19 protein-coding genes are annotated in these 23,739 nt (G+C 33.7%); 5 read left to right on the top strand and 14 right to left on the bottom strand.

The features are described from left to right. Nucleotides 1-35: 35 nt before the first annotated feature. Nucleotides 36-1,298 (bottom strand): dicarboxylate/amino acid:cation symporter, encoded by a 1,263-nt coding sequence (locus FF52_RS21120; RefSeq protein WP_008468840.1) that lies wholly within the window; start codon nucleotides 1,296-1,298, stop codon nucleotides 36-38. Nucleotides 1,299-1,350: 52 nt separating this feature from the next. Further along, entirely contained in the window at nucleotides 1,351-2,409 is a 1,059-nt protein-coding gene (aroC, locus tag FF52_RS21115; RefSeq protein ID WP_008468839.1) for a chorismate synthase, read from the bottom strand. Between the two features lie 188 nt (nucleotides 2,410-2,597). On the opposite strand from aroC, the gene FF52_RS21110 reads away from it, so the two are divergent. Both FF52_RS21110 and FF52_RS21105 read left to right on the top strand, forming a co-directional pair. After that, nucleotides 2,598-3,419, top strand: coding sequence for a UDP-2,3-diacylglucosamine diphosphatase (locus tag FF52_RS21110; protein WP_008468838.1), 822 nt, complete (start codon nucleotides 2,598-2,600; stop codon nucleotides 3,417-3,419). A 139-nt stretch (nucleotides 3,420-3,558) separates the two neighbouring features. Further along, on the top strand, nucleotides 3,559-4,056 hold the full coding sequence (locus FF52_RS21105; RefSeq protein ID WP_008468837.1) for a hypothetical protein: 498 nt from the start codon (nucleotides 3,559-3,561) through the stop codon (nucleotides 4,054-4,056). 184 nt (nucleotides 4,057-4,240) lie between these two features. On the opposite strand, the gene FF52_RS21100 is transcribed toward FF52_RS21105, so the two are convergent. From FF52_RS21100 to FF52_RS21070, 7 genes are all read right to left on the bottom strand, one after another. Next, nucleotides 4,241-4,666, bottom strand: a complete 426-nt coding sequence (locus FF52_RS21100; RefSeq protein WP_008468835.1) for a protease complex subunit PrcB family protein — start codon at nucleotides 4,664-4,666, stop codon at nucleotides 4,241-4,243. A gap of 14 nt (nucleotides 4,667-4,680) precedes the next feature. Further along, nucleotides 4,681-5,826, bottom strand: coding sequence for an N-acetyl-alpha-D-glucosaminyl L-malate synthase BshA (gene bshA / locus FF52_RS21095; RefSeq protein ID WP_008468834.1), 1,146 nt, complete (start codon nucleotides 5,824-5,826; stop codon nucleotides 4,681-4,683). 243 nt (nucleotides 5,827-6,069) lie between these two features. Then, the gene (locus FF52_RS21090) at nucleotides 6,070-6,552 is read right to left on the bottom strand and encodes a hypothetical protein (protein WP_008468832.1); all 483 of its coding nucleotides are present in this window, start codon (nucleotides 6,550-6,552) and stop codon (nucleotides 6,070-6,072) included. A gap of 89 nt (nucleotides 6,553-6,641) precedes the next feature. Continuing rightward, nucleotides 6,642-7,433 carry a (Fe-S)-binding protein gene (locus FF52_RS21085; protein ID WP_008468829.1) on the bottom strand — a complete coding sequence of 264 codons (792 nt, stop codon included), beginning with the start codon at nucleotides 7,431-7,433 and terminating at the stop codon, nucleotides 6,642-6,644. Between the two features lie 134 nt (nucleotides 7,434-7,567). Next, nucleotides 7,568-8,905 (bottom strand): (Fe-S)-binding protein, encoded by a 1,338-nt coding sequence (locus FF52_RS21080; protein ID WP_008468827.1) that lies wholly within the window; start codon nucleotides 8,903-8,905, stop codon nucleotides 7,568-7,570. 6 nt (nucleotides 8,906-8,911) lie between these two features. Next, the gene (locus tag FF52_RS21075) at nucleotides 8,912-9,877 is read right to left on the bottom strand and encodes an MlaD family protein (RefSeq protein ID WP_008468826.1); all 966 of its coding nucleotides are present in this window, start codon (nucleotides 9,875-9,877) and stop codon (nucleotides 8,912-8,914) included. A gap of 50 nt (nucleotides 9,878-9,927) precedes the next feature. Next, the gene (locus FF52_RS21070) at nucleotides 9,928-11,052 is read right to left on the bottom strand and encodes an N-acetylmuramoyl-L-alanine amidase family protein (RefSeq protein ID WP_008468824.1); all 1,125 of its coding nucleotides are present in this window, start codon (nucleotides 11,050-11,052) and stop codon (nucleotides 9,928-9,930) included. A gap of 82 nt (nucleotides 11,053-11,134) precedes the next feature. Between FF52_RS21070 and FF52_RS21065 the strand changes: the two genes are divergently transcribed. Further along, nucleotides 11,135-13,831: a putative LPS assembly protein LptD gene (locus tag FF52_RS21065; RefSeq protein ID WP_008468823.1), complete on the top strand. Its 2,697-nt coding sequence runs from the start codon at nucleotides 11,135-11,137 to the stop codon at nucleotides 13,829-13,831. Between the two features lie 28 nt (nucleotides 13,832-13,859). Continuing rightward, nucleotides 13,860-14,240 (top strand): RidA family protein, encoded by a 381-nt coding sequence (locus FF52_RS21060; protein ID WP_008468820.1) that lies wholly within the window; start codon nucleotides 13,860-13,862, stop codon nucleotides 14,238-14,240. Here the strand turns inward: FF52_RS21060 and FF52_RS21055 are convergent. The 5 genes from FF52_RS21055 to FF52_RS21035 all read right to left on the bottom strand — a co-directional run bounded on the left by FF52_RS21055 (nucleotide 14,221) and on the right by FF52_RS21035 (nucleotide 22,520). Continuing rightward, nucleotides 14,221-14,595: a methylglyoxal synthase gene (locus tag FF52_RS21055; RefSeq protein WP_035692130.1), complete on the bottom strand. Its 375-nt coding sequence runs from the start codon at nucleotides 14,593-14,595 to the stop codon at nucleotides 14,221-14,223. The genes FF52_RS21060 and FF52_RS21055 overlap by 20 nt on opposite strands. 10 nt (nucleotides 14,596-14,605) lie before the next feature. Next, the gene (locus tag FF52_RS21050; RefSeq protein WP_008468817.1) at nucleotides 14,606-15,457 is read right to left on the bottom strand and encodes an N-acetylglucosamine kinase-like protein; all 852 of its coding nucleotides are present in this window, start codon (nucleotides 15,455-15,457) and stop codon (nucleotides 14,606-14,608) included. Nucleotides 15,458-15,589: 132 nt separating this feature from the next. Beyond that, nucleotides 15,590-16,594 (bottom strand): type I glyceraldehyde-3-phosphate dehydrogenase, encoded by a 1,005-nt coding sequence (gap, locus tag FF52_RS21045; RefSeq protein ID WP_008468814.1) that lies wholly within the window; start codon nucleotides 16,592-16,594, stop codon nucleotides 15,590-15,592. A 94-nt stretch (nucleotides 16,595-16,688) separates the two neighbouring features. Continuing rightward, entirely contained in the window at nucleotides 16,689-17,675 is a 987-nt protein-coding gene (gene pfkA / locus FF52_RS21040) for a 6-phosphofructokinase (RefSeq protein ID WP_008468812.1), read from the bottom strand. Nucleotides 17,676-17,984: 309 nt separating this feature from the next. Further along, nucleotides 17,985-22,520 carry a translocation/assembly module TamB domain-containing protein gene (locus tag FF52_RS21035; RefSeq protein ID WP_008468811.1) on the bottom strand — a complete coding sequence of 1,512 codons (4,536 nt, stop codon included), beginning with the start codon at nucleotides 22,518-22,520 and terminating at the stop codon, nucleotides 17,985-17,987. Nucleotides 22,521-22,714: 194 nt separating this feature from the next. Here FF52_RS21035 and tsaD point away from each other — a divergent pair, with 194 nt between their 5' ends. Further along, complete coding sequence (tsaD, locus tag FF52_RS21025) at nucleotides 22,715-23,737, top strand: tRNA (adenosine(37)-N6)-threonylcarbamoyltransferase complex transferase subunit TsaD (RefSeq protein ID WP_008468807.1); 1,023 nt, start codon at nucleotides 22,715-22,717, stop codon at nucleotides 23,735-23,737. Nucleotides 23,738-23,739 lie beyond the last annotated feature (2 nt).

The raw sequence follows: 23,739 nt of genomic DNA, 5'->3' as shown, positions 1-23,739 counted from the left end.
ACTAAGATAAAAAAATTAAAATCTCAGTACTATTATTATTCTTTATTGCTCTCCCATTGCCCAACAACAGAAGTAGCCAATGCATTTCCTAGCACGTTCGTAGCACTTCTAAACATATCGCAGAAATGGTCAATTGGAAGAATTAATGCGATTCCTTCAATTGGAATATCAAACATACCGCAAGTTGCTGCAACGACAACTAAGCTTGCTCTTGGTACACCTGCAATACCTTTACTGGTAAGCATTAAAACTAAAAGCATTGCCATTTGCGTTCCTAAATCTAAATGCACATTGTAGAATTGAGCAATAAAAATACTTGCAAAGGTCATATACATCATGCTTCCGTCTAGATTAAACGAATATCCAAGCGGCAACATAAAAGAAACAATTTTATCTTTTACTCCAAAGCCTTCCAATTCTTCTGTTAATTTTGGAAATACAGCTTCACTGCTTGTTGTTCCAAAAGCAATTGCCAAAGGTCCAGTAATGCGTCTTAACAATTCAGTCATTCTTCCTTTAAGGAAAATATATCCTATGGCAATTAAAATAATCCATAAAGTACTGATTCCAATTAAGAAGGAACCGAAAAATTTGAAGTAAGTAATCACCAATTCTTCTGCATCTCGTATGGCAAACACACCTGCAATAGCTCCAAAAACTCCAATTGGCGCAAACTTCATTACATAGTTTACCATTTTCAAAACAATGTGCGATAATTTATCGAAAGCACCAATAATTGGTTTAACAGTATCTCCAAGAGAAGCGGCTGCCAATCCGAAGAAGATTGAGAAAACTACAATCTGTAGAATCTCATTAGTTGCCATTGCTTCGACAATACTTTTTGGCACTATATGCTCAACGAAATTATCAAAAGACAGATTTTGCGTTTTGCCAGTAACTTCTGAAGCTGCTGCCATGTCAACGTGATCTAATTTTAGACCAACACCTGGCTGTAAAATATTGACATAAAACAATCCAATTAGAAGCGAAATAAATGAAGCTGTAAAAAACCATCCAATAGCTTTTCCTCCAATTCTTCCCACAGTTTTGATATCTCCCAATTTTGCAATTCCAACCACCAAAGTCGTAAAAACCAATGGGGAAATAATCATTTGCACCAAACGAATGAAGATGGTTGCCAGCATTTTTATTTTACTGCTAAATGCCTGTGCTGCTTCTGGCGAAATGGTATTGTGCAATATAATTCCTAAAATGGCTCCTAGAACCATTGCAATTATAATTTGCCCTGTTAATCCCGAAAGAAATGATGTTTTTTTAGTTTCTGTAACTTCTTGCATTAAATTATTTTTTGATTATTAAAATATAAGACCCTCACTGTCTTACCTTTTATTAATATGTTTTGTTGATTAAATAGAAATCTGCCAAAACAATTGCTGCCATCGCTTCTACGATAGGCACTGCGCGAGGCACTACACACGGATCATGACGTCCTTTTCCTGTCATGGGTGTAATGTTACCTTTATTATCTAAAGAATCTTGAGTCTGCATAATAGTTGCAACAGGTTTAAAAGCCACTCTGAAATAAATATCCATTCCGTTGCTTATACCGCCTTGAATTCCTCCTGAAAGATTTGTTTTTGTCGTTCCGTCTGGGTTGTATAAATCATTATGCTCACTTCCCTTCATTTCAGAACCAGAGAAACCGCTTCCGTATTCAAAACCTTTTACAGCATTAATAGAAAGCATTGCTTTTCCTAATTCTGCATGAAGTTTATCAAACACCGGTTCTCCTAAACCAACCGGAACATTCTGAATTACACAAGTTACAACACCTCCGACAGTATCTCCTTGTTTGCGGATATCGCGAATATATTCTTCCATAATCGCTGCAGATTTCTCATCTGGACAACGCACTGGATTGCTTTCAATTTTAGAAAAATCCAATTCCTGATAAGGTGTATCTAAATGAATTGGTCCAACAGAAGAAACATAAGCATTAATCTTAATTTCAGGCAACATTTGTTTTGCAATTGCACCCGCTACTACCCTACTTGCTGTTTCTCTAGCAGAACTTCTACCTCCACCTCGATAATCGCGAAAACCATATTTCTGATCGTAAACATAGTCGGCGTGGCTTGGCCTGTAGTTATCTTTTATATGCGAGTAATCGTCTGATTTTTGATTGGTATTTGGAATAATGAAACCAATTGGAGTTCCTGTTGTTTTTCCTTCAAATATTCCTGATAAGAACTGAACGCTATCTGGTTCTTTTCTTTGTGTAACAATTGCTGACTGACCTGGCTTTCTGCGAGCCATATCTACTTCAATTGCTTCAAAATCTAATTGTATTCCTGGAGGGCATCCGTCGATAATTCCGCCTAACGCTTCACCGTGAGATTCTCCAAATGTACTAACTTTATATAGTGTGCCGAAGCTGTTTCCTGCCATTGTGTTTTGTTTTGAGCAAATGTAAGTTTTATGAATTAAATTAAAAAATTTAAAACTGGTATTATTAACGAAACATTAAATGGAATAAAAATCACAATTTGGTAAAATTATCCTCTTTTTAATAACCTTTTAATAAAGTCAGATTTCACAAACTTTCTTTCATTTGTAAAACTTCAAATCAAGAAAAATTGAAAAAAAGAAATGTCGAATTGGTCATTCTTTCTGATGTCCATTTAGGAACTTACGGAAGTCACGCAAAAGAACTAAACAATTATCTTTCAAGCATTAAACCCAAAACTTTAGTTTTAAACGGCGATATAATCGATGCTTGGCAATTTCGTAAATCTTATTTTCCAAAAGCACACTTGCGAGTTATTCAGCGCATTATCGGAATGGCTTCTAAAGGAACAAAAGTGTATTATATTACTGGAAATCACGATGAAATACTTCGAAAATTCAGCGATATGAATATGGGAAATTTTGCTCTAGTCGATAAATTGGTTTTAGAATTAGATGATAAAAAGGCCTGGATTTTCCATGGAGACGTTTTTGACGCTTCTGTTCAGCACTCCAAATGGATTGCAAAATTGGGCGGACTGGGTTACGATTATTTAATTTTAATGAATCGTTTTGCGAACTGGTGTCTGGCAAAATTAGGACGCGAACCGTATTCTTTTTCTAAAAAAATAAAAGCAAGCGTTAAGAAAGCGGTAAAATTTATCTCAGATTTTGAAACCACTGCAACCGATCTGGCTATAGAAAAAAACTACGATTATGTCATTTGCGGGCACATTCATGAACCAAAAATCATGACGAAAGAAAACAAACATGGTTCTACTTTATATTTAAATTCAGGTGATTGGGTAGAAAATTTAACTGCTTTAGAATATCATAAAAAACGATGGAAATTATATTCTTATAAGGCTAGCAATTTTGCAGAAGAAGAAAATCTTTTAGAAATGGAAGACCTGATCACTTCTCAGCTAATTTCATCCATAATCCTAAAATAAACGCCTCAGAAACAGTTTTTTAAGAATTTTAACACGTCAAAATCTTAAAAATGTAAATTATGTAACAATTTTCAAAAATGTTATACGTTTTATATCTGACTGTAATAATACATTTGAAAAAAATTAATTTACCATTTTTATGAAAAAGATACTATTATCTGCCATTATGCTTCTTGGTTTAGCATTTACGGCTCAATCACAAGAAATTTCGAAACACGCTTTAGGATTACGTCTGGGTGACAATAACGGATTTGGGGGAGAAATATCATACCAACTAGGATTGAATCAAAAAAACAGACTTGAATTTGATTTAGGATGGAGAAACAGCAGAGATGTAGACGCAATAAAAGGAGTCGCTCTTTACCAATGGGTTTGGAACATCGACGGAGGTTTTAACTGGTATGCTGGTGTCGGTGGAGGACTAGCTGCTTGGGATCATGATTATTACAACAATAATTACAGATACAATGATAGCGGAACATATGTTTTTGCTGCTGGAGATATCGGTATAGAATATAGATTTAAAGAAGTGCCACTTACTTTATCATTGGACGCAAGACCAGAAATTGGTTCTGGATATTACGACGATGACAATTTTGGATTTGACGTTGGTTTAGGTGTCAAATTTAGATTCTAAAATAAAACTAAAAAATAATTGTAAGAAGAAGCCTGTCGTTTAAAAGCGACAGGCTTTTTTTATGGGTTTCAAAAGAAATTTAAAAAAGGGCTTCGATTCCGCTCAGCCTGACAACTTTGGAATCGTTTCCTAAAAACAATCGATGTCAGGCTGAGCGGAGTCGAAGTCCAGTCTTTATATAATTTTATTTAATAATAATTTCTTTCTTAGAATGGATTTTTACAACCGTATAAGGATATGAAATCACCTGCATAGTCATGGCGTCTTTTGCAGGACTGTTTTCTTTTACTGTTATAATGATGTTTTTATCGGTTTCTTCAACCTTTTCAACATCGATTGTATAACCGCTAGTGTTTTTCTCACCCATGTTAAGAATGACGTAATTATATTCTTGAACATCTGGATCTTTCATTTTATGTGCTAAATTCGGATCGTTTTCAAGCATTTTGATTTCATTTGGCTCGGTCAAAATTTCAAAAAATTTAATATTTCCACCGCCATCAGATTGTTTTGTCAAAACCTCATACAGCGACGCGTTTGAACTTTCAACCTTCTTCACTCCACATGAAATCAAAACAAAAACCGCTAAAACAGAAATTACTTTTTTCATTTTATCCTTTTAAATTAGTGTTTCTCCAACTTATAATCATCAACTGCTTTCTGATATAAAGCTTCATATTTAGGCAAAATGTTTTTAATATCAAATTTTCTTGCTACTTCTAATGCGTTTGCTTTAAATTGACTTAAAACAGCATCATCTTTTAAAATCTTCAATGCATTTTGCGCCATTTCTTCAACATTTCCAACATTGCTCAAGTAGCCAGAAAAACCATCATAATTCACTTCAGGCAGACCACCAGAATTACTCGAAATTACTGGAACTCCACATGCCATTGCTTCTAAAGCTGCCAAACCAAAACTTTCAGTTTCTGAAGGCAGTAAAAACAAATCGGTCATGCATAAGATTTTATCAATCTCATGACTATTCCCAAAGAAAATTACTTTATCTAAAATCCCTAATTCCTGACATAATATTTCTGCTTTTTCTTTTTCAGGTCCGTCACCAACCATCATCAATTTAGCCGGAATTTCTTTCTGAACATTGTAGAAAATCTTAATGATGTCTGGAATGCGTTTTACTTTTCTAAAGTTACTGATATGCGTAATAATGCGCTCATTTTCATTAGCCATTACATAACGATGGCAAGGCGCATTCGGGTCTTTCTTTACTTTGTCCAACTCAATAAAGTTAGGAATAACTTTTATTTTGTTTTTAATCTTGAACAATTTCAAAGTATCATCTTTCAAACTCTGCGAAACCGAAGTCACATAATCAGATTTATTGATACTAAATGTTACCGCAGGTTTATAAAAAGGATGGTTTCCGACAAGCGTAATATCTGTTCCGTGAAGTGTTGTAATCATCGGAAGATTAATTCCTTCATTTTTCAGCATTTGCTTTGCCATATAACCCGCATAAGCATGAGGAATAGCATAGTGGACATGCAGAAGCTCTATTTTGTACAATTTCACCATGTCTACCAATTTACTCGATAGCGCTAATTCGTACGGCTGATAGTGAAACAAAGGATATTCTGGAACATTTACCTCATGGTAATGAACATTAGGATTTAAAAGCGCCAATCTTACTGGCTGACTATATGTAATAAAATGTATTTCGTGTCCTCTTCTGGCTAATTCGAGACCTAACTCTGTGGCTACCACACCACTACCTCCAAAAGTAGGATAACAGACTATTGCTATTTTCATGGATTAAATTTAATTCTACGAAAATACTCAAAAATAGCGTCTAATTAACCGTTTAAATTGTTAGATTTTTGACAAAATTAGATTAATTCTAGTTGATAAATATTTCTAAAAATTGCAATATTTCAGACAAACCTAACATGTTTTAAAAACCTATTAGGTTTCAAACTTGAAACTTGAAATCTAAAACCATAAAAAAAGGCACAAATATAAATTTTATGCCTTTTTAATATTTTAATATTTTTCTCAGAAAAATCTGCTATGCCAGCTGTCGGCTGCAGGAACTTCCCAAGCTTCATTAAACTCTTCAATATTGGTAACCAAATTATTATATACAATTGTATTTGCTGTTACCGCTTTATCTTTAACCATTTTCTTGAAATCAATTAATGGTTTGTGTGCAATATGTTCTCCAAGCTTAAAAGTAACATTCATTTTATCTAATAAATCAACGTCATACTTTTTTTCTAAACTTTGAATAAACTCAACAGAACTATCTATTGAACATCCTGTAGCAGCTTGAACTTCTTGATTTACAGCCAATATAATAAATCGGTTGTATTTTAATAAATAAGAAGCTTCTAAACTTGTGCCATGTGCAGCCCACTGATCAACAAAAGCTTTTAAATCTGCTTCTATTTCAGAAAACTCTTCCTCAGAAAATTTTCTGTTAGATTGGTAAATCCAAACTCTAGATTCACCTGGTAAATTTTCGAAAGGTATATACATTATTAAATTTTGTTTATTTTGTTTGTTTTGTTCCAAGTTTCAAGTTAAAAACTTAGAACCTTAGCATATTAGTAACTTAGAACCTCAGATTACAAATCCTGTGCGTTTGCAATTAATTCAGCAATGTCTAAAACCTTAACCTGACCTTCTTTTTCTTTATTTTTAATTCCGTCTGTCAACATAGTATTGCAAAACGGACAGCCTGCCGCGATAATATCAGGCTGAGTTTCCAAAGCATCTTCTGTACGAAGCACATTTACTTCTTTGTTTCCAGGTTCAGCATCTTTAAACATTTGCGCCCCTCCTGCTCCACAGCATAATCCGTTTGCTTTAGAACGCTTCATTTCGACTAATTCAACGTCTAATTTCTGAATTAAATCTCTTGGCGCTTCGTAAACTTTATTTGCTCTTCCTAAATAACAAGGATCGTGGAAAGTAATTTTTTTCCCTTTAAACTGCCCGCCTTCTACAGTCAATCTCCCATCATCAATTAATGACTTCAAAAATTCTGTATGATGAATAACTTCATAGTTTCCACCTAATTCAGGATATTCATTTTTTAAAGTATTAAAACAGTGCGGACAAGCTGTAACAATTTTTTTTGCTTCATAAGCATTCAAAACCTCGATATTCATCATGGCTTGCATTTGAAACAAAAATTCATTTCCAGCTCTCTTTGCAGGATCGCCGGTACAACTCTCTTCTGTACCTAAAACCGCAAAAGAAACATTCGTACGGTTCAAAATTCGTACAAACGCTTTAGTAATTTTTTTTGCTCTATCATCAAAACTTCCTGCGCAACCTACCCAAAACAAAACCTCTGGTTGTTTTCCTTCGGCAAGCATTTCTGCCATTGTTGGCACTACTAAACTTTCTGACATTTCTCTCACTTTTGTTTAATCGGTAATCTATGAATTGTTTAATTGTCAAAGAAAAAAGACAATTCTATAAAACCCGAAATATTATTTTAAAATCGATTAAACGGTTAAACAACTAACCGATTAAACCATAAATCTTAATTCTCGTTTTTCCAATTTAAACGGTCTTGCTGGCTATACTGCCATGGAGCACCATTGTTTTCAATATTAGTCATCATGGCATTTAATGACATTGGCGCAGCACTTTGTTCCATAACCAAATAACGGCGCATATCCATAATAATAGACAACGGACTAATATTTACTGGACATTCTTCCACACAAGCGTTACAAGATGTACAAGCCCATAATTCTTCTGGTGTAATATAATCGTTTAAAAGTGATTTATTATCTGGAACAAAAACACCTTTATTGGCATCGATATTTTTACCAACTTCTGTCAAACGATCTCTTGTATCCATCATGATTTTACGAGGAGACAATTTTTTACCTGTTTGATTTGCTGGACAAGAAGAAGTGCAACGTCCGCACTCTGTACAAGTATAGGCATTCAACAGCTGAACCCAGTTTAAATCCTGAACATCACTTGCACCAAATTTAGCGGGATGTGCATTTTCATCAGCTGGAGCAGCCGCAAATGGATCTGCATTTGGATCCATCATTAATTTCACTTCTTTAGTAACCGAAGCTAAATTATCAAATTGACCTTCCGGTTTTAAATTGGCAAAATACGTATTTGGGAATGCCAAAAGAATGTGCAAATGTTTTGAAAAGTATAAATAGTTCATGAAAACTAAAATACCAGCAATATGCAGCCACCAAAAGATTTCAAATAATAGGCCCACAACTTCATTGGAAGTTCCATTAAAAATCGGCGCTATAAATTGGCTTATTGGGTAACTTCCCGCTTTATGAAAATGAGAATATCCTCCAGGCACATTTTGCAGATGATAATCTGAAGCATTCATCAACAAGAACAAAATCATTAAAACCGTTTCAAAATACAAAATGTAATTTGCATCACTTTTTGGAAATCCTGTTAAATCAGAATGTATGAAACGTTTTAATCGGATAAAGTTTCTTCTAAGCCAAAAAACTGTAACAGAAAAAATTACAAGTATGGCTAATATTTCAAAAGAGGCAATTAGAACATCATAAACTACGCCTAAATACGGAGCAAAAATTCTGTGCGTTCCAAATAATCCATCAATGATGATTTCGAGTAATTCGATATTAATGATAATGAAACCTGCATATACTATAATATGAAGGATACCTGCAACAGGGCGTCTCACCATTTTTGACTGCCCAAGAGCAATCAATGCCATGTTTTTCCAACGAGCTTTAGGATTATCTTTTCGATCTACATCGACTCCCAGATTAATATTTCGGATGATTTTTTTTACGCTCGCTGCAAAAAAACCGAAACCTGCTATAAGAAGTACTGCGAATAAAATATTATCTAAATAACTCATTTATCATTATTTTTTATCGGTTGAGTTTGTTTCTTCGGTTGGTGCTACGTATGGTTTATTTTTCTTTCCGAAAAGAGAAACGTTTACGTAACGAGTTGGATAAAGGCGAAGATCTTGCAATAACAATTCAAGTTCTTTCGAAGTTTTAGTCAGGTTGTTATATAAAGCCTCGTCGTTAAGTATTTTTCCTGCCGTACCTTTTCCAGAGTTCAGATTGCTCATTAAAACATCTACTTTAGCTAAAGTCTGGTTCAAGTTACGAACGGTTTTACCTAAATCTGCTTTGTTTAATGAATCTGAAATTTTATTGAAGTTACCAGACATTTTATTGAAGTTTGTTACCATTCCGTTAATCTGTCCTTTATTGGTATCCAAAATATTGTTTAGACTTCCTGAAGCTTTATGAAACTGTGTCATTGTCTGACTTAGTTCAGCAATTGTTTTCTTTAGATTTTCTTGAGTGTTTTTGTCTAAAGTATTATTTAATCCTGTAACCAAATTATCAATATTCAAAAGCATTTTATCAAGCTTTTGCTGAATTGGTTCAATTTTTCCTCCTAATGATTCTGTTAGCCCCAGTTCAACGTTCGAAGCCAATTTTTGTCCATCTTCTGCTAATTCTTTATCAGCAAAATTTGGAACAATTTTAATTTGCTTTCCTCCAATTAAACTCGGCGAATAAATATAAGCTGTACTTGTTTTAGAAATTGGAAAATCTGTTTTAAGCTGAAGTTCAACTAGTAATTTACCTGTAACTTCATCAATTGTAATTTTATTTACTTTACCAATCGCTAGTCCGTTAAGCGTTACTGGCGCTGAAGGTGATAAATCTTCAACATTATCATATTCAGCATATAATATTGTATAATTAGTAAAAAGGTCTCTTCCCTTTAAAAAACTATATCCCCAGATAAATAGTAGAATGGATGCGATGACTAAAATAGCCGTTTTAATTTCTCTTGTTAGTTTCAAAATTCTAAGTGTTTGTACAAAATTAATATAAATATTCGAACTTACGCTTATTATTTAATCGCGTCCTGAATACTGATTTTTTCGCCATCTTTAGTTGCCACTAAAAACGCAGCGCCATACCCTTTACTTTTAGCTTCTTGCAAATATTTTTGGGCTGTTTCATAACTCGGAGTTTCTTCGTAGAAATATTTATAAATATTATTTTCGTAGATCATCGTTACATTTTTAAGCCCTTTAAAGTTTTTAGGTTCTAAAGGTGTTTTTTTGATGCTTGCAATAAGCTGCACCTTAAAAAACGTTCCTTTTGGAGCACTTTTTGCCGCGGCAACTGGAGCGGTTGCTTTTGGTTTTGCCTTAGTTGAAGTATCTTTTATGGGCCGACTATCCTCTGACTCAGTTCCTGAACCAAAGTATTCTCTTTTATAACTTAAAATAGCTTCCGCAATTGCTCTTGCAATATCATCCTGACCTTCTTCCGAATTAAGAATATTTCCTTCTGTTGGATTAGACACAAATCCTGTTTCAACCAAAACCCTAGGCATATACGCTTTATGAAGTACCATAAAAGGCGCTTGTTTCACACCTCCATGACGAAGTTTTTTTCCTAATTTTTCAAAGTTCTCTTCGATTTTAGTAGCCAGAGTAATACTATTATCCAAATATTCTTCTTGCATCAAGGTCATACCAATCATAGATTCTGGAGAATTTGGATCGTAGCCTTCGTATTTACGCTTGTAATCTTTCTCTAATGTAATTACGGAGTTCTCTTTTTTTGCAGCCTCCAAGTTTGATGCTACTTTACTTAAACCCATTACGTAAGTTTCAGTTCCATCAGCCGCAGTATTTTTATTAGCGTTACAGTGAATTGAGACAAAAATATTTGAATTTGCTCTGTTGGCTATATTGGCTCTTTCTACCAAATCAACAAAAACATCCGTTTTACGAGTATAAATTACGTTAACATTTGGATTTAGCTCTAAAATCTTCCCCACTTTCAAAACAATAGCTAAAGCAATATTTTTTTCGATTCGCCCACTGTACACAGCTCCAAAGTCATGATCTCCATGTCCAGCGTCAAGTGTCACTTTAAATACATTTGACTGACTATGAGCATAAAAAGAAGATAGCATTAGAAATAAAGCAAATATTACTTTAAATTTGTTAATTCCATTCATAAATCTAAAAGTTAATTTTAATAAAACGCAGCTGTTATAATTTTTAGAATTGATTATTTTTGCCAAAAAATTATATGTAAGTTTGACGTGTCAAAAAACAAGCCATAATTTTACAAAAATAGCATTTAAACCTTTGCATACAAACTTATTTAATATCGTTTTAATATCATTTTTCCTAACTATAGGTTGTGGTAATTTATATTCGCAAGAAATAAAAAACAAAAAAAAGCCTTTACCTGCTGTAAAACAAACAGATAAAGAATCTGTTGCCATTAAAGACACCATAAAACTAGATACTGTTAAACCAAAAAAGACTTTTTTGGACGGAAAAGTTAGATATGTGGCCAAAGACTATGCTAAAATTGACCAGAAAAATAAGCTGATCACACTATATAATGAAGCAGAATTATACTATAAAGATGTAGAATTAAAATCGGGTATAATTGTACTTAATTATGAAAAAGATGAAGTTTATGCAGGAAGGATTAAAGATTCTGCCGGTGTTTTAACGCAATATCCTAATTTTAAACAGGGAGCAAGCGAAGTACAACCAGATTCTATCCGATTTAATTTTAAAACCAAAAAGGCCTTAATTTACAATTCTCGAACAGAACAAGGCGAATTTAAAATTAAGGCTGCAGTTACTAAAAAAGAAAACGATTCGGTTTACTTTTTAAAAGGTGCCCGTTTTACCACTTCAACAGATGTAGATCATCCTGAATACTATTTCCAGACTAGTAAAGTTAAGTTTATACCAGGGAAAAAAGTAATTACGGGTTTGACCAATATGGTAATTGCTGACGTTCCAACTCCTTTGGCATTGCCTTTCGCTTATTTTCCAATGAGTCAGGAAAAGAGCGTTTCGGGTATTATTATTCCAAGCTACAACGATTCTAACACAAGAGGTTTTTCATTGCAGAATGGAGGTTATTATTTTGCTCTTAGTGATAATTATGACTTAACCGTACTTGGCGATTATTACACCAACGGAAGTTACGCCATGCGATTTGAATCTGCGTATGCCAAACGATATAAGTATAGAGGAAATGTCAACATTCGTTTTGAAAATCTAATCAACAGCGAGCGTGGTTATCCTGATTACTCAAAACAAAGCATTTACAATATTCAGTGGTCGCATTCTAAAGACACCAAATCAAATCCAAATTCTACTTTCTCTGCTTCTGTAAACATGGGTAGTAGTAAGTACTTCAAACAATCTATCAACCAAGCCAACATTGGATCGAACTTAAACAACACCTTAAGCTCTTCGATTTCATATAATAAAACTTTTAATACAATTCCTGGCTCACGTATTTCATTATCTGCAACGCACAGCCAGAATACTCAGACAGAAGACATTATTATGACACTTCCATCTTTGCAGGGAAGTATTGATCGTATTTATCCATTTGTTGGGAAAAATGGGGTAAAAAAAGGATTAATTAAAAACATCAACTTACAATATAACGTAAGCGGTAAAAACTATTTCAAAACAAAAGATTCGTTGTTTTTCAAACCTCAAATGTTTAATGATGCACAGTTAGGATTACAACAGACTATACCATTGAGCACTAACTTTAAAATTTTTAAATATTTTAGTGCTGGAGCTTCAACAACTTATCAAGAAACATGGGTTAATAAAACCATCCAAAAAGTTTACGACCCTACTGCCGGACAAACTATTAATAAGACCGTAAATGGTTTTGATGCTTTTAGAACTTATAATTTCAGCACCAATTTAGGAACTACTATTTACGGAACTTTTAATTTTGGAGCTGATAAAAAAATCCAATCTATTCGACATGTCATGCGTCCAAGCATAACGTATGCTTATACGCCAAGTTTTGAGAAATATTACGACACATATGCCGTGGATGCTTCTGGAAGAATTACTTCTGAATACACAAGATTCGAGAACGGATTATACGGTGCTCCAGGAAAAGAGAATTCTAACATTGTTGGTTTTGCTCTGAGCAATACTTTTGAGGCAAAAGTAAGAGACCGAGACAGTACAAAAACAGAGCCTAAAAAAATAATGCTGCTGAACAACTTAAACTTCAGTACGAGCTATAACTTCAACGCTGACGGAAAAACAACATTTGGATGGCAGCCTGTATTGGTTAGTGGTGGAACCCAATTTTTTGATAATAAAATGAATATGAATTTTGGTGCCACATTAGACCCATATGCGATTGACAATGGAGGTAACAAAATTGATAAATTCAACATTGACAATGGCGGAAGTTTATTTAGAATGACAAGCGCAAACGTAACCGTAAACTACTCATTCTCGAATAAAGGAACCGGAAAGGAAAAAAACACGCAAAGCCAGAGGAACGGTGGACGTAGCGATGATTTATTTGGAACCAATACCGATTTAAATGACAGCCGCAACAGCCAATTTGCTAATGAACCTGAAAAAGAAGATGTGATAACAGAATTCTTTAATTCTAAAGTTCCTTGGGATATGACGCTTGCGTATTCGTTAACCTATTCAAACGTAAAACGAGAAAATACTATTTCCGGAAACTCTATCATGGTTTCTATCAATACGGACCTTACTCCTAAATGGAAAGCTGGGGTTTCAACTGGTTACGATTTTGTACAAAAAGGAGTTACCTTTACGCAATTCCGTTTTGAAAGAGATTTGTTAAGCTGGAGAATGGCCTTTAACTGGCAGCCTTTGGGAACAAATTCTAACTGGAACTTCTTCATCGGAATTAAATCTGGTATGCTTAGCGATATCAAATGGAACAAACGCAGCGTTTCTAACAGATAAACTACTTTCGAATCAAAATAATTTCATTATGAAAAAAATCATTTTTACCGAGAAAGCTCCGGCTCCAATCGGACCTTATAATCAAGCTGTATTATCTGGAAATACACTTTATGCTTCTGGACAGATCGCAATCAATCCTGAGTCAGGAGAATTGGTTACAGACAATATTAATGATGAAACTACTCAAGTTATGAAAAACATTGCAGCTATTCTTGAAGCAGCTAACATGACTTTTGAAAACGTTGTAAAGTCAACTATTTTCATCATGGACATGAACAATTTTGGCGCAATAAATGCTGTTTACGGTTCTTATTTTAACGAAAAAACCGCTCCAGCTCGTGAAACGGTTCAAGTGGCTTGTCTGCCAAAAAATGTTAATGTAGAAATATCTATAATTGCAGTGCAATAGCATCTAATAATAATTGTGCCGTTGCTTCATTGGTTGCCAGCGGCACATTATGCACATCACAAACACGAATAAGCATATTGATATCTGCTTCATGAGGATGGCTCGATAAAGGATCTTTGAAAAAGAATACCATATTCGTTATTCCTTCCGCGACTCTTCCTGCAATTTGCGCATCGCCACCCAACGGACCAGAAAGCATTCTCTGCGTTTTAAATCCAGCAGCTTCTGCTTTCCCTCCAGTAGTACCAGTACCGATAAGCCTTATTTTTTCATTGTGTAAAACAGCTTCATTTTTGATTAGGAAATCAATCAAATCTGCTTTTTTACCATCATGAGCAATAATGGCAATTTCCATAAAACCAGAACTATTGATTAGCGACATGGTAAGCAATTAATCCATCAATTGGTCTTCTTAAAACATTCCCTAATTGAAGTTCGTATTTGTTAAATGTCTCTTGTAATTCATCTTTCAAATAAAATGCAATAGAACCAACAAAATGTACTGGAACCTCTTTGCAGTTATCAAATTGTTTGATGTAATTCTTAACGAAAGATTTCATTCCTTTGAAAATGATTTTTCTGCAGAACTCTGTGTCTTTATGCTTAATCAAAAATTTAGCGTAAGTTGCTAAATAAGCATTCGGGTTTGGTTCTTTATATAATTTGTTTTTAATAAAATCAGGATCAACGTCGTACTCTTTTTCAAGTTCAACAGCCAATTCTTTAGGCATTTTATTAAAATAGTATTTTCTAATTAGTTCTTTTCCAAAAACATTACCACTGCAATCATCCATTACGATGTATCCTAAAGATTGAACTTTTTGGTGCAATGTTTTTCCATCGAAATAACTGCAGTTAGAACCTGTTCCTAAGATGCACACTATTGCTTCTTCTCCTTTTGGAGTTGTTGCATAAACAGCAGCATAAGTATCTTCTTGAACGTCTACAATTGCGTTAGAAAAATATTCTTGAAAAATTCTTTTCAGCCACTCTTTCATTCTATCCGTACCACAACCGGCACCATAAAAGAATAAATGCGTAGCATTTTTTTTATTTTGTAAGATATCAAAACGGTCATTCAATCTTTCAATGATTTCTGGCTCGTCTAGAATTTCAGGATTTAATCCTAAAGTTTGTGTTGTGAATAATACTTTTCCATTATCATCTATCGCAATCCAATCGGCTTTAGTAGATCCACTGTCAACTATTAATTTCATTTGTTTAGTTTTTGGAATTAGGTTTTTCTATTTTTAATTTAAAAGTGTGTTTTTTACATTAATTATAGAAGTAACAAAATAAGAAAATCCCGTTATTGTAAAAGTAACGGGATTTTGCAAAAATATATATTATTATTTTAAACCTGCAATATGTACAGATAAATCAATTAATTTGCTTGAGTATCCGTACTCATTGTCATACCAAGATACTAATTTGAAGAAAGTAGAGTTTAATCCGATTCCTGCACCAGCATCAACGATTGAAGTTCTTTTATCTGAGATAAAATCTTGAGATACAACTGCATCTTCAGTATATCCTAAAATACCTTTCATTTCATTTTCAGAAGCTTTTTTCAATACAGCTAAGATTTCTTCGTAAGTAGTTTCTTTTGCTACTTTTACAGTTAAATCTACTACAGAAACGTCAGCAGTAGGAACACGGAAAGACATTCCTGTTAATTTTCCATTCAAAGATGGGATAACTTTTCCAACCGCTTTAGCAGCACCTGTTGAAGAAGGAATGATGTTGATTGCAGCAGCACGTCCACCTCTCCAGTCTTTTCTAGAAGGTCCGTCAGCAGTCATTTGAGTTGAAGTAGTTGCGTGAACAGTTGTCATTAAACCTTCAACGATTTCGAAATTATCGTGGATAACTTTAGCTAAAGGAGCTAAACAGTTTGTAGTACAAGAAGCGTTAGAAACAACTAAATCAGAAGCTTTTGCAGTTTCGTGGTTAACTCCCATTACAAACATTGGAGCGTCAGCAGAAGGAGCAGAAATGATTACTTTTTTAGCTCCACCTTTTAAGTGCTCACTTGCAGTTTCGATAGTAGTGAAGATACCAGTACATTCAGCAACAACATCTACATCAACTTCGTTCCATTTTAAGTCAGCTGGATTTCTTTCAGCAGAGATACGGATATTTCTTCCGTTTACATATAATTTTCCTTCTTTAACTTCTACAGTTCCGTTGAAACGACCGTGAACTGAATCATATTTTAATAAATAAGCTAAGTGATCTACGTCTAACAAGTCGTTGATTGCAACAACTTCTACATTATCTCTATTGAAAGACTCTCTAAAAACGATTCTTCCGATACGTCCAAATCCGTTTATTCCTAATTTTACTTTTGACATTTTACTAAATTTTTTGCTTTTGTTTTTATTACACTATTTCAAAGTCTAATTTCCTCACAATAAACTTCTTTTCTTTTTTAAACTTTTATATTGATTATGTAGACATTATGTCTGACACTCTTAATAATTCTCTATCAATTTCTGATTTTCCTTTGATAGCTTGCTCAAGTGGAGTTAGAACCACTTTATCTTCACGAAGTCCAACCATATAATTAGATTTTCCTTCAATTAAAGATTCTACTGCTTTTACTCCTAAACGGCTTGCTAAAACACGGTCAAAACAAGATGGAGAACCACCACGCTGCATGTGTCCTAAAACAGAAACTCTTACGTCGTATTCAGGAAGGTTGGCTTCAACATAATCTTTTAATTCGAATACATTTTTACCAATTTTATCTCCCTCAGCAATAACCACTATACTTGATGATTTTCCTGACGCTTTACTTTTTTGAAGCGAATCTAAAAGACGATCTAAACCTAGATCTTCTTCAGGAATAAGGATTTCTTCTGCTCCTGCACCAATACCTGCATTAAGAGCAATATGACCAGCATCTCTACCCATAACCTCTACAAAGAAAAGACGGTTATGAGAACTCGCTGTGTCTCTAATTTTATCGATACAGTCTACAACAGTATTTAACGCTGTGTCATACCCTAAAGTAAAACTTGTACCATAAATATCATTATCAATTGTACCTGGAATTCCCATTACCGGGAAACCAAATTCTGAATTAAAAATTAATCCTCCGGTAAAACTTCCGTCACCACCAATAACAACCAAAGCATCAACACCAGCCTTAACAAGATTCTCGTGTGCTTTCTTTCTACCTTCAGGGGTTCTAAACTCAACTGAACGAGCCGATTTTAAGATCGTTCCACCTTTGTTTACAATATTATTTACGCTACGTGGTCCCATTTCTTTGAAGTCACCCTCAATCATTCCCTGGTATCCTCTATAAATTCCGATGCATTCTATATTATGATATGCACAAGTTCGAACAACTGATCGTATTGCAGCATTCATTCCAGGTGAATCTCCTCCTGAGGTAAGAACACCTACTTTTTTTATTGTTTTTGGCATTATTTAAGTATTAAAGTGTAAAATTAGCAAACATTCAGCACTTTTCGGGTTACGATTATCATAAATTAATAAAATCTGTTAAATTCAAACGTTTTCGTTAATAAGTTTTTTCTAGGAAAAAATTTCATTAAAAATAATAAAACGCTATTTTTTTAATTAAATCGTCAAAATTAACAATACCCTAATGAAGTGTTATAAAAATCAGAATTTCCCTCTCACATGGAAAATTTTAAAAGAGTGCCTAAATTTAGCACAAAAAAAACCATTATGAGAATAATGGTTTTATAAAAGGTTATTTTTAACAAAGTGTTAATAATCGTTGTCAGGAATTAATCCTTGATTATTGCTTGGTGTATGTTCCTGTTCTTTTTTCTTCTTTTCTTCCTCCTTTTTCTTTTTCTCTTCCTCTTCTTTTGCTTTTTTCTTGTTTTTTTCTGAATCTTTCTTACTTGAGAAATTCATATACTCAGGAAGATATGAGTCTTGAAGATCATCATGAGAAGAACTTTTTACAGCTTTTTCTATTTTATGGTTTTTAAACAGCTTATTTACAAGCTCACTAAAAGTATCAAAATCTACCTCATAAGAGATACCCACACCTTGCGTATAACCAATTCCTTGTCCTATATAATTAATATCATTTTCTTTATTGAATAAACGAAGGTTCATTGTTCCGTCCTCATTTACACGATACAAAATTTCTATATCTCCAACAATAGCAGATTCATTTACACCTCCAACCGGAACTCCTAGTTTTCCGTTGATGGTAATTCTTTCATTAATTTGAGACGATATATTAGCCACAAACTGACCGTCAACCTCCTGCCCTGTTCTTCTATCTGCAGCAATGTAGTTTAAGTCGATATTTACTTTATCATTATCTGACTTAATAATGCCTCCTAATAAACTTGAAGCGGTTTCTGTCAATGTTCCAGAGAAATCTCCCTGGCTAAATCCGTCGGTACTCATAAACGAACCAGTCGATAACAAATAAAGAGCTTGTGTTTGGCGAATATCTTTATCATCCAGTTTATATTGTATCTCCGATTTTAAAACGTTACTTACCGATGGAAACTGAATATCAAAATTAGGTTCTGGGCTTGCTAAATCTCCTCTTAAACCGATAACCACTTCTACAGGAACTTTTTTGTTGAATGACGAAGTATTATCTAAAAGTACTGCTGGATTGGCTTGCGTTTTATAAACTGCTTCCAAGTTCAGCTGGGCACGCATCGGGTTTCCTTCCCATATAATCGAACCTCCTTTTTTCACGGTAAACTTTTTATCGATAAGTCCACCGTATTTAAAATTATAAGTTCCTTCGTATGCTTGGAAATCTCCCCACATATTAAACTTACCTAAAGTATTGATTTTAAACAAAAGCGATCCATATCCTTTTCCTTTCATACCATGCCCCGAATTTCGATCTAGAATAACTTCAACTTCGGCATCTGGTGTAATGTCAAAATCAAACTCCAGTTCAAGTCCATTATAATCTCTTGTTTTTTCAACAATTCCGTTCTCAAGATTATACTTTTCTTTTGGTGTTACGAAATGGATCCAGCTGCTTTCTCCAACACTTTGCGCATTATTAATTGGGATCTTAACCTCGGTGCCTTTTTCAGATTTTGCATCTACCTTAATAAAAAGACTTTCTACGGGACCTTTTATGCTTGCTGTTCCATTTATAAAAGCTGTTCCGAAATAGGCGGCATCGTCACTGTCTTTTGTATCTAATGCCACCAAACGTTTAGAAGTAATATTTAAATCTAGCTTCCAATCGCCAAAATTATGATGTTCGATACTTCCATTCAGCAAACCTTTCGTACCGTATTTCGTATCCGTTAATTGATTATTTCTAAACAAGAACTTTTCATTCGTCAAATCAATAACCGTTCGATCGCTTAATTCGTAATCGGTATTTAGGTACGGAATTGTCATTCCGGCTTTTTCAACATACAAACGTCCGTTGATTTCGGGTTTCTTCAAATTTCCGATAACAGCAGCATTTCCAGAAACAGAACCTCGCACATTTGACAAAACATCTCCGCCAATCGTTCCTAAAGTAGCCAGATTAAAGCCTTCCAGTTTAAGACTCATGTCCATAATGGTTTCTTTATTCTCTATAGCAAAAGTTCCGTTAGCCCTAAACGACTCGGTAAAACCATTCTGGATTGAGGAGTTAACCGTGAATTTTCTAAAAGATTCATCTCCAGAAATATCAAAATTAAGCGTACCCAATTCTGTATTGTTCATGACAAGATGATCAATTTTTATGGATGCCGTGGGCTGATAAACATTTTTATTCTGCTTATAATTGACATTTCCATTCAAATTACCATTAAATACAAATTTGGAATTTGCGGGCGTAATTTTATTGATGTCAACATCTTCAAAAGTCAACACAAGATCTTTATAATCTTTTCCTTTTATAACTCCGTTTAAATCAATTTTCTGGCTTTCATGAGATAAAACAATATTATCAAATGTAAAGTTTTTAAAATACTGATCGATAACAATCTGATTGTCTTTTTCAGCATCTTCGTTTAAGTACCAGATATAATCCTTAAACTTCATTTCAGATTTCTTGATTCCGACAATATTGTTTTTGTTCTTATCAATTGTATGAAACAAATCGAGATTAAAATAATCTTCGCCTTTATCTCCACCTTTAAACTCCGAACGAACAAAAAGCGTATCTTTTGCCGTAACATTAATCAAATTAAAATCTCGTATCTTATAATAAGGAGTCTTGATGCTATCTAATTCAACATAAGCATTATAAAGCGGATTTTTATTATCAATGTTAATGCGTATATTATCAAATGTGTTTTTATCTGCCGTAATTTTTTTGGATCTGAAACGGAATTTAAACTCCTGCAAATCTGAATCTATTTTTCCTCGTACAACTGTCGACGAATCAATGTTTATTTCTGGATAAAGCATTTCGACTACTTTATCGTAAACACGGAAATTGAAATTCAGGAATTGCCCTTTTCTAACTTTATAAGGTTTATAATTGGTATACAAACTACCTACAGAATTCATAACCAATTTATCCAATTGATCAAATCTAAATTTACCGACAATTTTTCCGTCTACAACATCATTTGAACTAACTGTAATAGTCCTTAAACGGTCAGCATCAAAACTTGAGTTTAGATTGACTTGATCAAAAACATAAGTTGTTTTAGGATTTTGATATTCAGCATCGTTTATAAAAATATCTCCCTGAAGGTTTTCAATAGAATTTCCAGTTAATTGAACTACGACATCTCCTCTAAAATGTGAAATAGAATCGTTTATAAATTTAAGCTTTCTTAAATCTGAGTTTTCAACATTAATATGAAAATCGTAACGATTTTCTCTTTTGCTCAAATCCAACAAACCATCAAAATTTAAATTTAAATTCGGATCGTTTATCGCAATTTGTCCCTTATAATAAGGAAGTTTGAAATTTCCGTTTACTACTATATTATTATAGGTATATTTATTGTAATCTAGTTTCGAGATGTCTCCTTTAATAACGGTATTCAAATATTTCTCAGTAAAACCAACTCCATCTACATCAAGATTCAAAGTAGTTTTTCCAATATCTTTTCTATTTAAAACCGCGCCTACGTCAAAATTGTTTAAGATAATATTTCCAGAATAAGAAGCCTTATCAATAAAATCCATATTATTCAAATGAAGATCAACTTCTCCATTTCCGACATCTGTGGCAATTTTAAAAGCAGTTTCTAATGCTATAGTTGAAACTTTAGCTTTTCCTACAATATTAAATTTACCGATTCGCTTCATTTCTTTCGGAAGCCTTTTACCTAAAACTCCTGGAAGTAAAACCACCAAATCATCATAACTAGAAAGCAGTTTGCTAAACTTTCCATCCATAGAAAACTTCTGCTCTTTGCTGCCCAGAAGATTTCTGAAATTGATTGTTCCGTTAATTTTTGATCCGTTTGTGTCGCTTAGTCTCAATCCTCTAAGCGTCATATTGTTCAACGGCCCGTCTAACTTAGTTTTTAGTTTAAAATGTTGATTTTTACCCAAACCATCATAAAAATGGCGAATATCATTGGTAGCAATAGAAGATGAATCTATTAAAACATCAAATCGAACTTTATCTGTAAAATCAAGAAAATCTGAAGGTTTATAATTTAAAATGGCTACGCCGTAAATTGAAGATCTTTTGGTTTTTATAGCCAGATTTTCGACTTTAATCTGTTTTTTGGTATAACTGAATTTCCCTGCAAAATTGGAAACATACAAACCGCGATGATCCATAAATGAAAACCTATGAATGTTTGTATTTACATCTGGTCCATACAACTTGAACTCACTGATATACGCATTTAACTTTGTGAAATCCAGAAATTTGGGAGTCGTTTTATTTTCATCAACAACAGAAAATCTTCCTTTTTCGATGTAAGCGTTTTTGGCCGTCAACAAAAAATGCTTCGTTGATTTTTTCTTAGGCGTATTTTCTACCTCAAAAGCTTGGATAAACTTATTGATATTATTCTCGTCTTCACCTTTGTAGGTTTTTAAATTAAAAATCAAACCTGTCAAACGTAAATCTCCAAAAATTAAATCTCCGTCTAAAAGCCTACTAAAACTGGCAATATCGGTAGTGATGATATCCGAATAAATCATTGTTTTTTTATGATGATCTAAGATCGTCACTTTCTTCAATTTTACTCCACCAAAAATATTGATTGCCGTTTTTTCAACGTTAATATTAACCTTGTAATCTTCATTTAATCTGTTGGTAACATAATTAGCAATCTGTGTCTGAACCACAGGAAGAGAGAGTATGATAGCCAATGCTAACAAAAGTAAAATCAACCCAATTAGGGTTCTAGATATTATTTTCTTTACTTTTTTGATAGCTTCTTTAATTTTAGTTTCTTTTAAATTTATTTTGAACAGACAAAGAACGGCTGTTTTTGATAAAAATTCTTTAATTTTGGAGCACTGCTTAAATCAAAGAGATAAATTCATTTGATTTGTCAAATATAATTCAAAATTTGTGCCTTTATATGCAAAATCCAGAGGTTTTTATTCTAGCCATCGAAAGTTCATGCGATGATACTGCTGCCGCGGTTTTACATAACGACAAAGTATTGTCAAATGTTGTAGCCAATCAATTAATTCATAATCAATACGGAGGTGTTGTTCCCGAATTGGCTTCCCGAGCGCATCAGCAGAATATTGTCCCAGTGATAGATGCTGCACTTCGTAAAGCAAATGTACAAAAAGAACAGTTAAGCGCAATCGCATTTACACAAGGCCCAGGATTAATGGGCTCTTTATTGGTGGGGACTTCATTCAGTAAATCACTATCACTAGCCTTAAATGTGCCGTTAATTGCTGTAAATCACATGCATGCTCATATATTGGCTCATTTTATTGATGAAGAAGGCTACGACAAACCTGAATTTCCTTTTTTAGCTTTAACCATTAGCGGAGGACATACTCAGATTGTAAAAGTGAATAGTTTTTTTGATATGGAAATTATCGGAGAAACTACAGACGATGCTGTAGGCGAAGCATTTGATAAAAGTGCTAAAATTCTTGGACTTCCTTATCCAGGCGGACCTTTGATTGATAAATATGCGAAGGAAGGAAATCCAAAAGCATTTCCTTTTACAAAACCAAAAGTTCCGGGATTAGATTTTAGTTTCTCTGGATTAAAAACCGCTATTTTATATTTCATTCAAAAAAACAAACAACAGAATCCGAATTTTATTGAAGAAAATCTAAATGATATTTGCGCCTCTATTCAGCATACGATTATCGAAATTTTGATGGATAAAATAAAATTGGCTGTAAAAGAAACTGGAATTACACAAATCGCCATTGGCGGTGGGGTTTCTGCAAATTCAGGAATTAGAAATACTTTGAAGGAAGCAGAAAGCAAATATGGCTGGAAAACTTTTATTCCGAAATTTGAATACACAACAGACAATGCTGCAATGATAGGAATTGTAGGATACCAAAAATACTTATCTAATCGTTTTGAAACTTCTTCTGTGGTTTCTAAAGCCAGAATCGAATTTTAATC

The organism is Flavobacterium sp. F52 (assembly GCF_000278705.1).
GTDB lineage: Bacteria > Bacteroidota > Bacteroidia > Flavobacteriales > Flavobacteriaceae > Flavobacterium > Flavobacterium anhuiense.
Note: the sequence above shows the minus strand (reverse complement) of the source record. Positions and strands in the feature narration are given on the sequence as shown.

What these genes read in the sequence shown, in the direction of transcription:
- FF52_RS21050 (WP_008468817.1), bottom strand. Translation starts at nt 15,457, where the DNA reads ATGAAATTAATAGTTGACAGTGGATCTACTAAAGCCGATTGGATTGCG.
- FF52_RS21085 (WP_008468829.1), bottom strand. Translation starts at nt 7,433, where the DNA reads ATGTCAGAAAGTTTAGTAGTGCCAACAATGGCAGAAATGCTTGCCGAA.
- FF52_RS21055 (WP_035692130.1), bottom strand. Translation starts at nt 14,595, where the DNA reads ATGGAAATTGCCATTATTGCTCATGATGGTAAAAAAGCAGATTTGATT.
- gap (WP_008468814.1), bottom strand. Translation starts at nt 16,594, where the DNA reads ATGTCAAAAGTAAAATTAGGAATAAACGGATTTGGACGTATCGGAAGA.
- pfkA (WP_008468812.1), bottom strand. Translation starts at nt 17,675, where the DNA reads ATGCCAAAAACAATAAAAAAAGTAGGTGTTCTTACCTCAGGAGGAGAT.
- aroC (WP_008468839.1), bottom strand. Translation starts at nt 2,409, where the DNA reads ATGGCAGGAAACAGCTTCGGCACACTATATAAAGTTAGTACATTTGGA.
- FF52_RS21060 (WP_008468820.1), top strand. Translation starts at nt 13,860, where the DNA reads ATGAAAAAAATCATTTTTACCGAGAAAGCTCCGGCTCCAATCGGACCT.
- FF52_RS21105 (WP_008468837.1), top strand. Translation starts at nt 3,559, where the DNA reads ATGAAAAAGATACTATTATCTGCCATTATGCTTCTTGGTTTAGCATTT.
- FF52_RS21070 (WP_008468824.1), bottom strand. Translation starts at nt 11,052, where the DNA reads ATGAATGGAATTAACAAATTTAAAGTAATATTTGCTTTATTTCTAATG.
- bshA (WP_008468834.1), bottom strand. Translation starts at nt 5,826, where the DNA reads ATGAAAATAGCAATAGTCTGTTATCCTACTTTTGGAGGTAGTGGTGTG.
- FF52_RS21120 (WP_008468840.1), bottom strand. Translation starts at nt 1,298, where the DNA reads ATGCAAGAAGTTACAGAAACTAAAAAAACATCATTTCTTTCGGGATTA.
- FF52_RS21090 (WP_008468832.1), bottom strand. Translation starts at nt 6,552, where the DNA reads ATGTATATACCTTTCGAAAATTTACCAGGTGAATCTAGAGTTTGGATT.
- FF52_RS21100 (WP_008468835.1), bottom strand. Translation starts at nt 4,666, where the DNA reads ATGAAAAAAGTAATTTCTGTTTTAGCGGTTTTTGTTTTGATTTCATGT.
- FF52_RS21080 (WP_008468827.1), bottom strand. Translation starts at nt 8,905, where the DNA reads ATGAGTTATTTAGATAATATTTTATTCGCAGTACTTCTTATAGCAGGT.
- tsaD (WP_008468807.1), top strand. Translation starts at nt 22,715, where the DNA reads ATGCAAAATCCAGAGGTTTTTATTCTAGCCATCGAAAGTTCATGCGAT.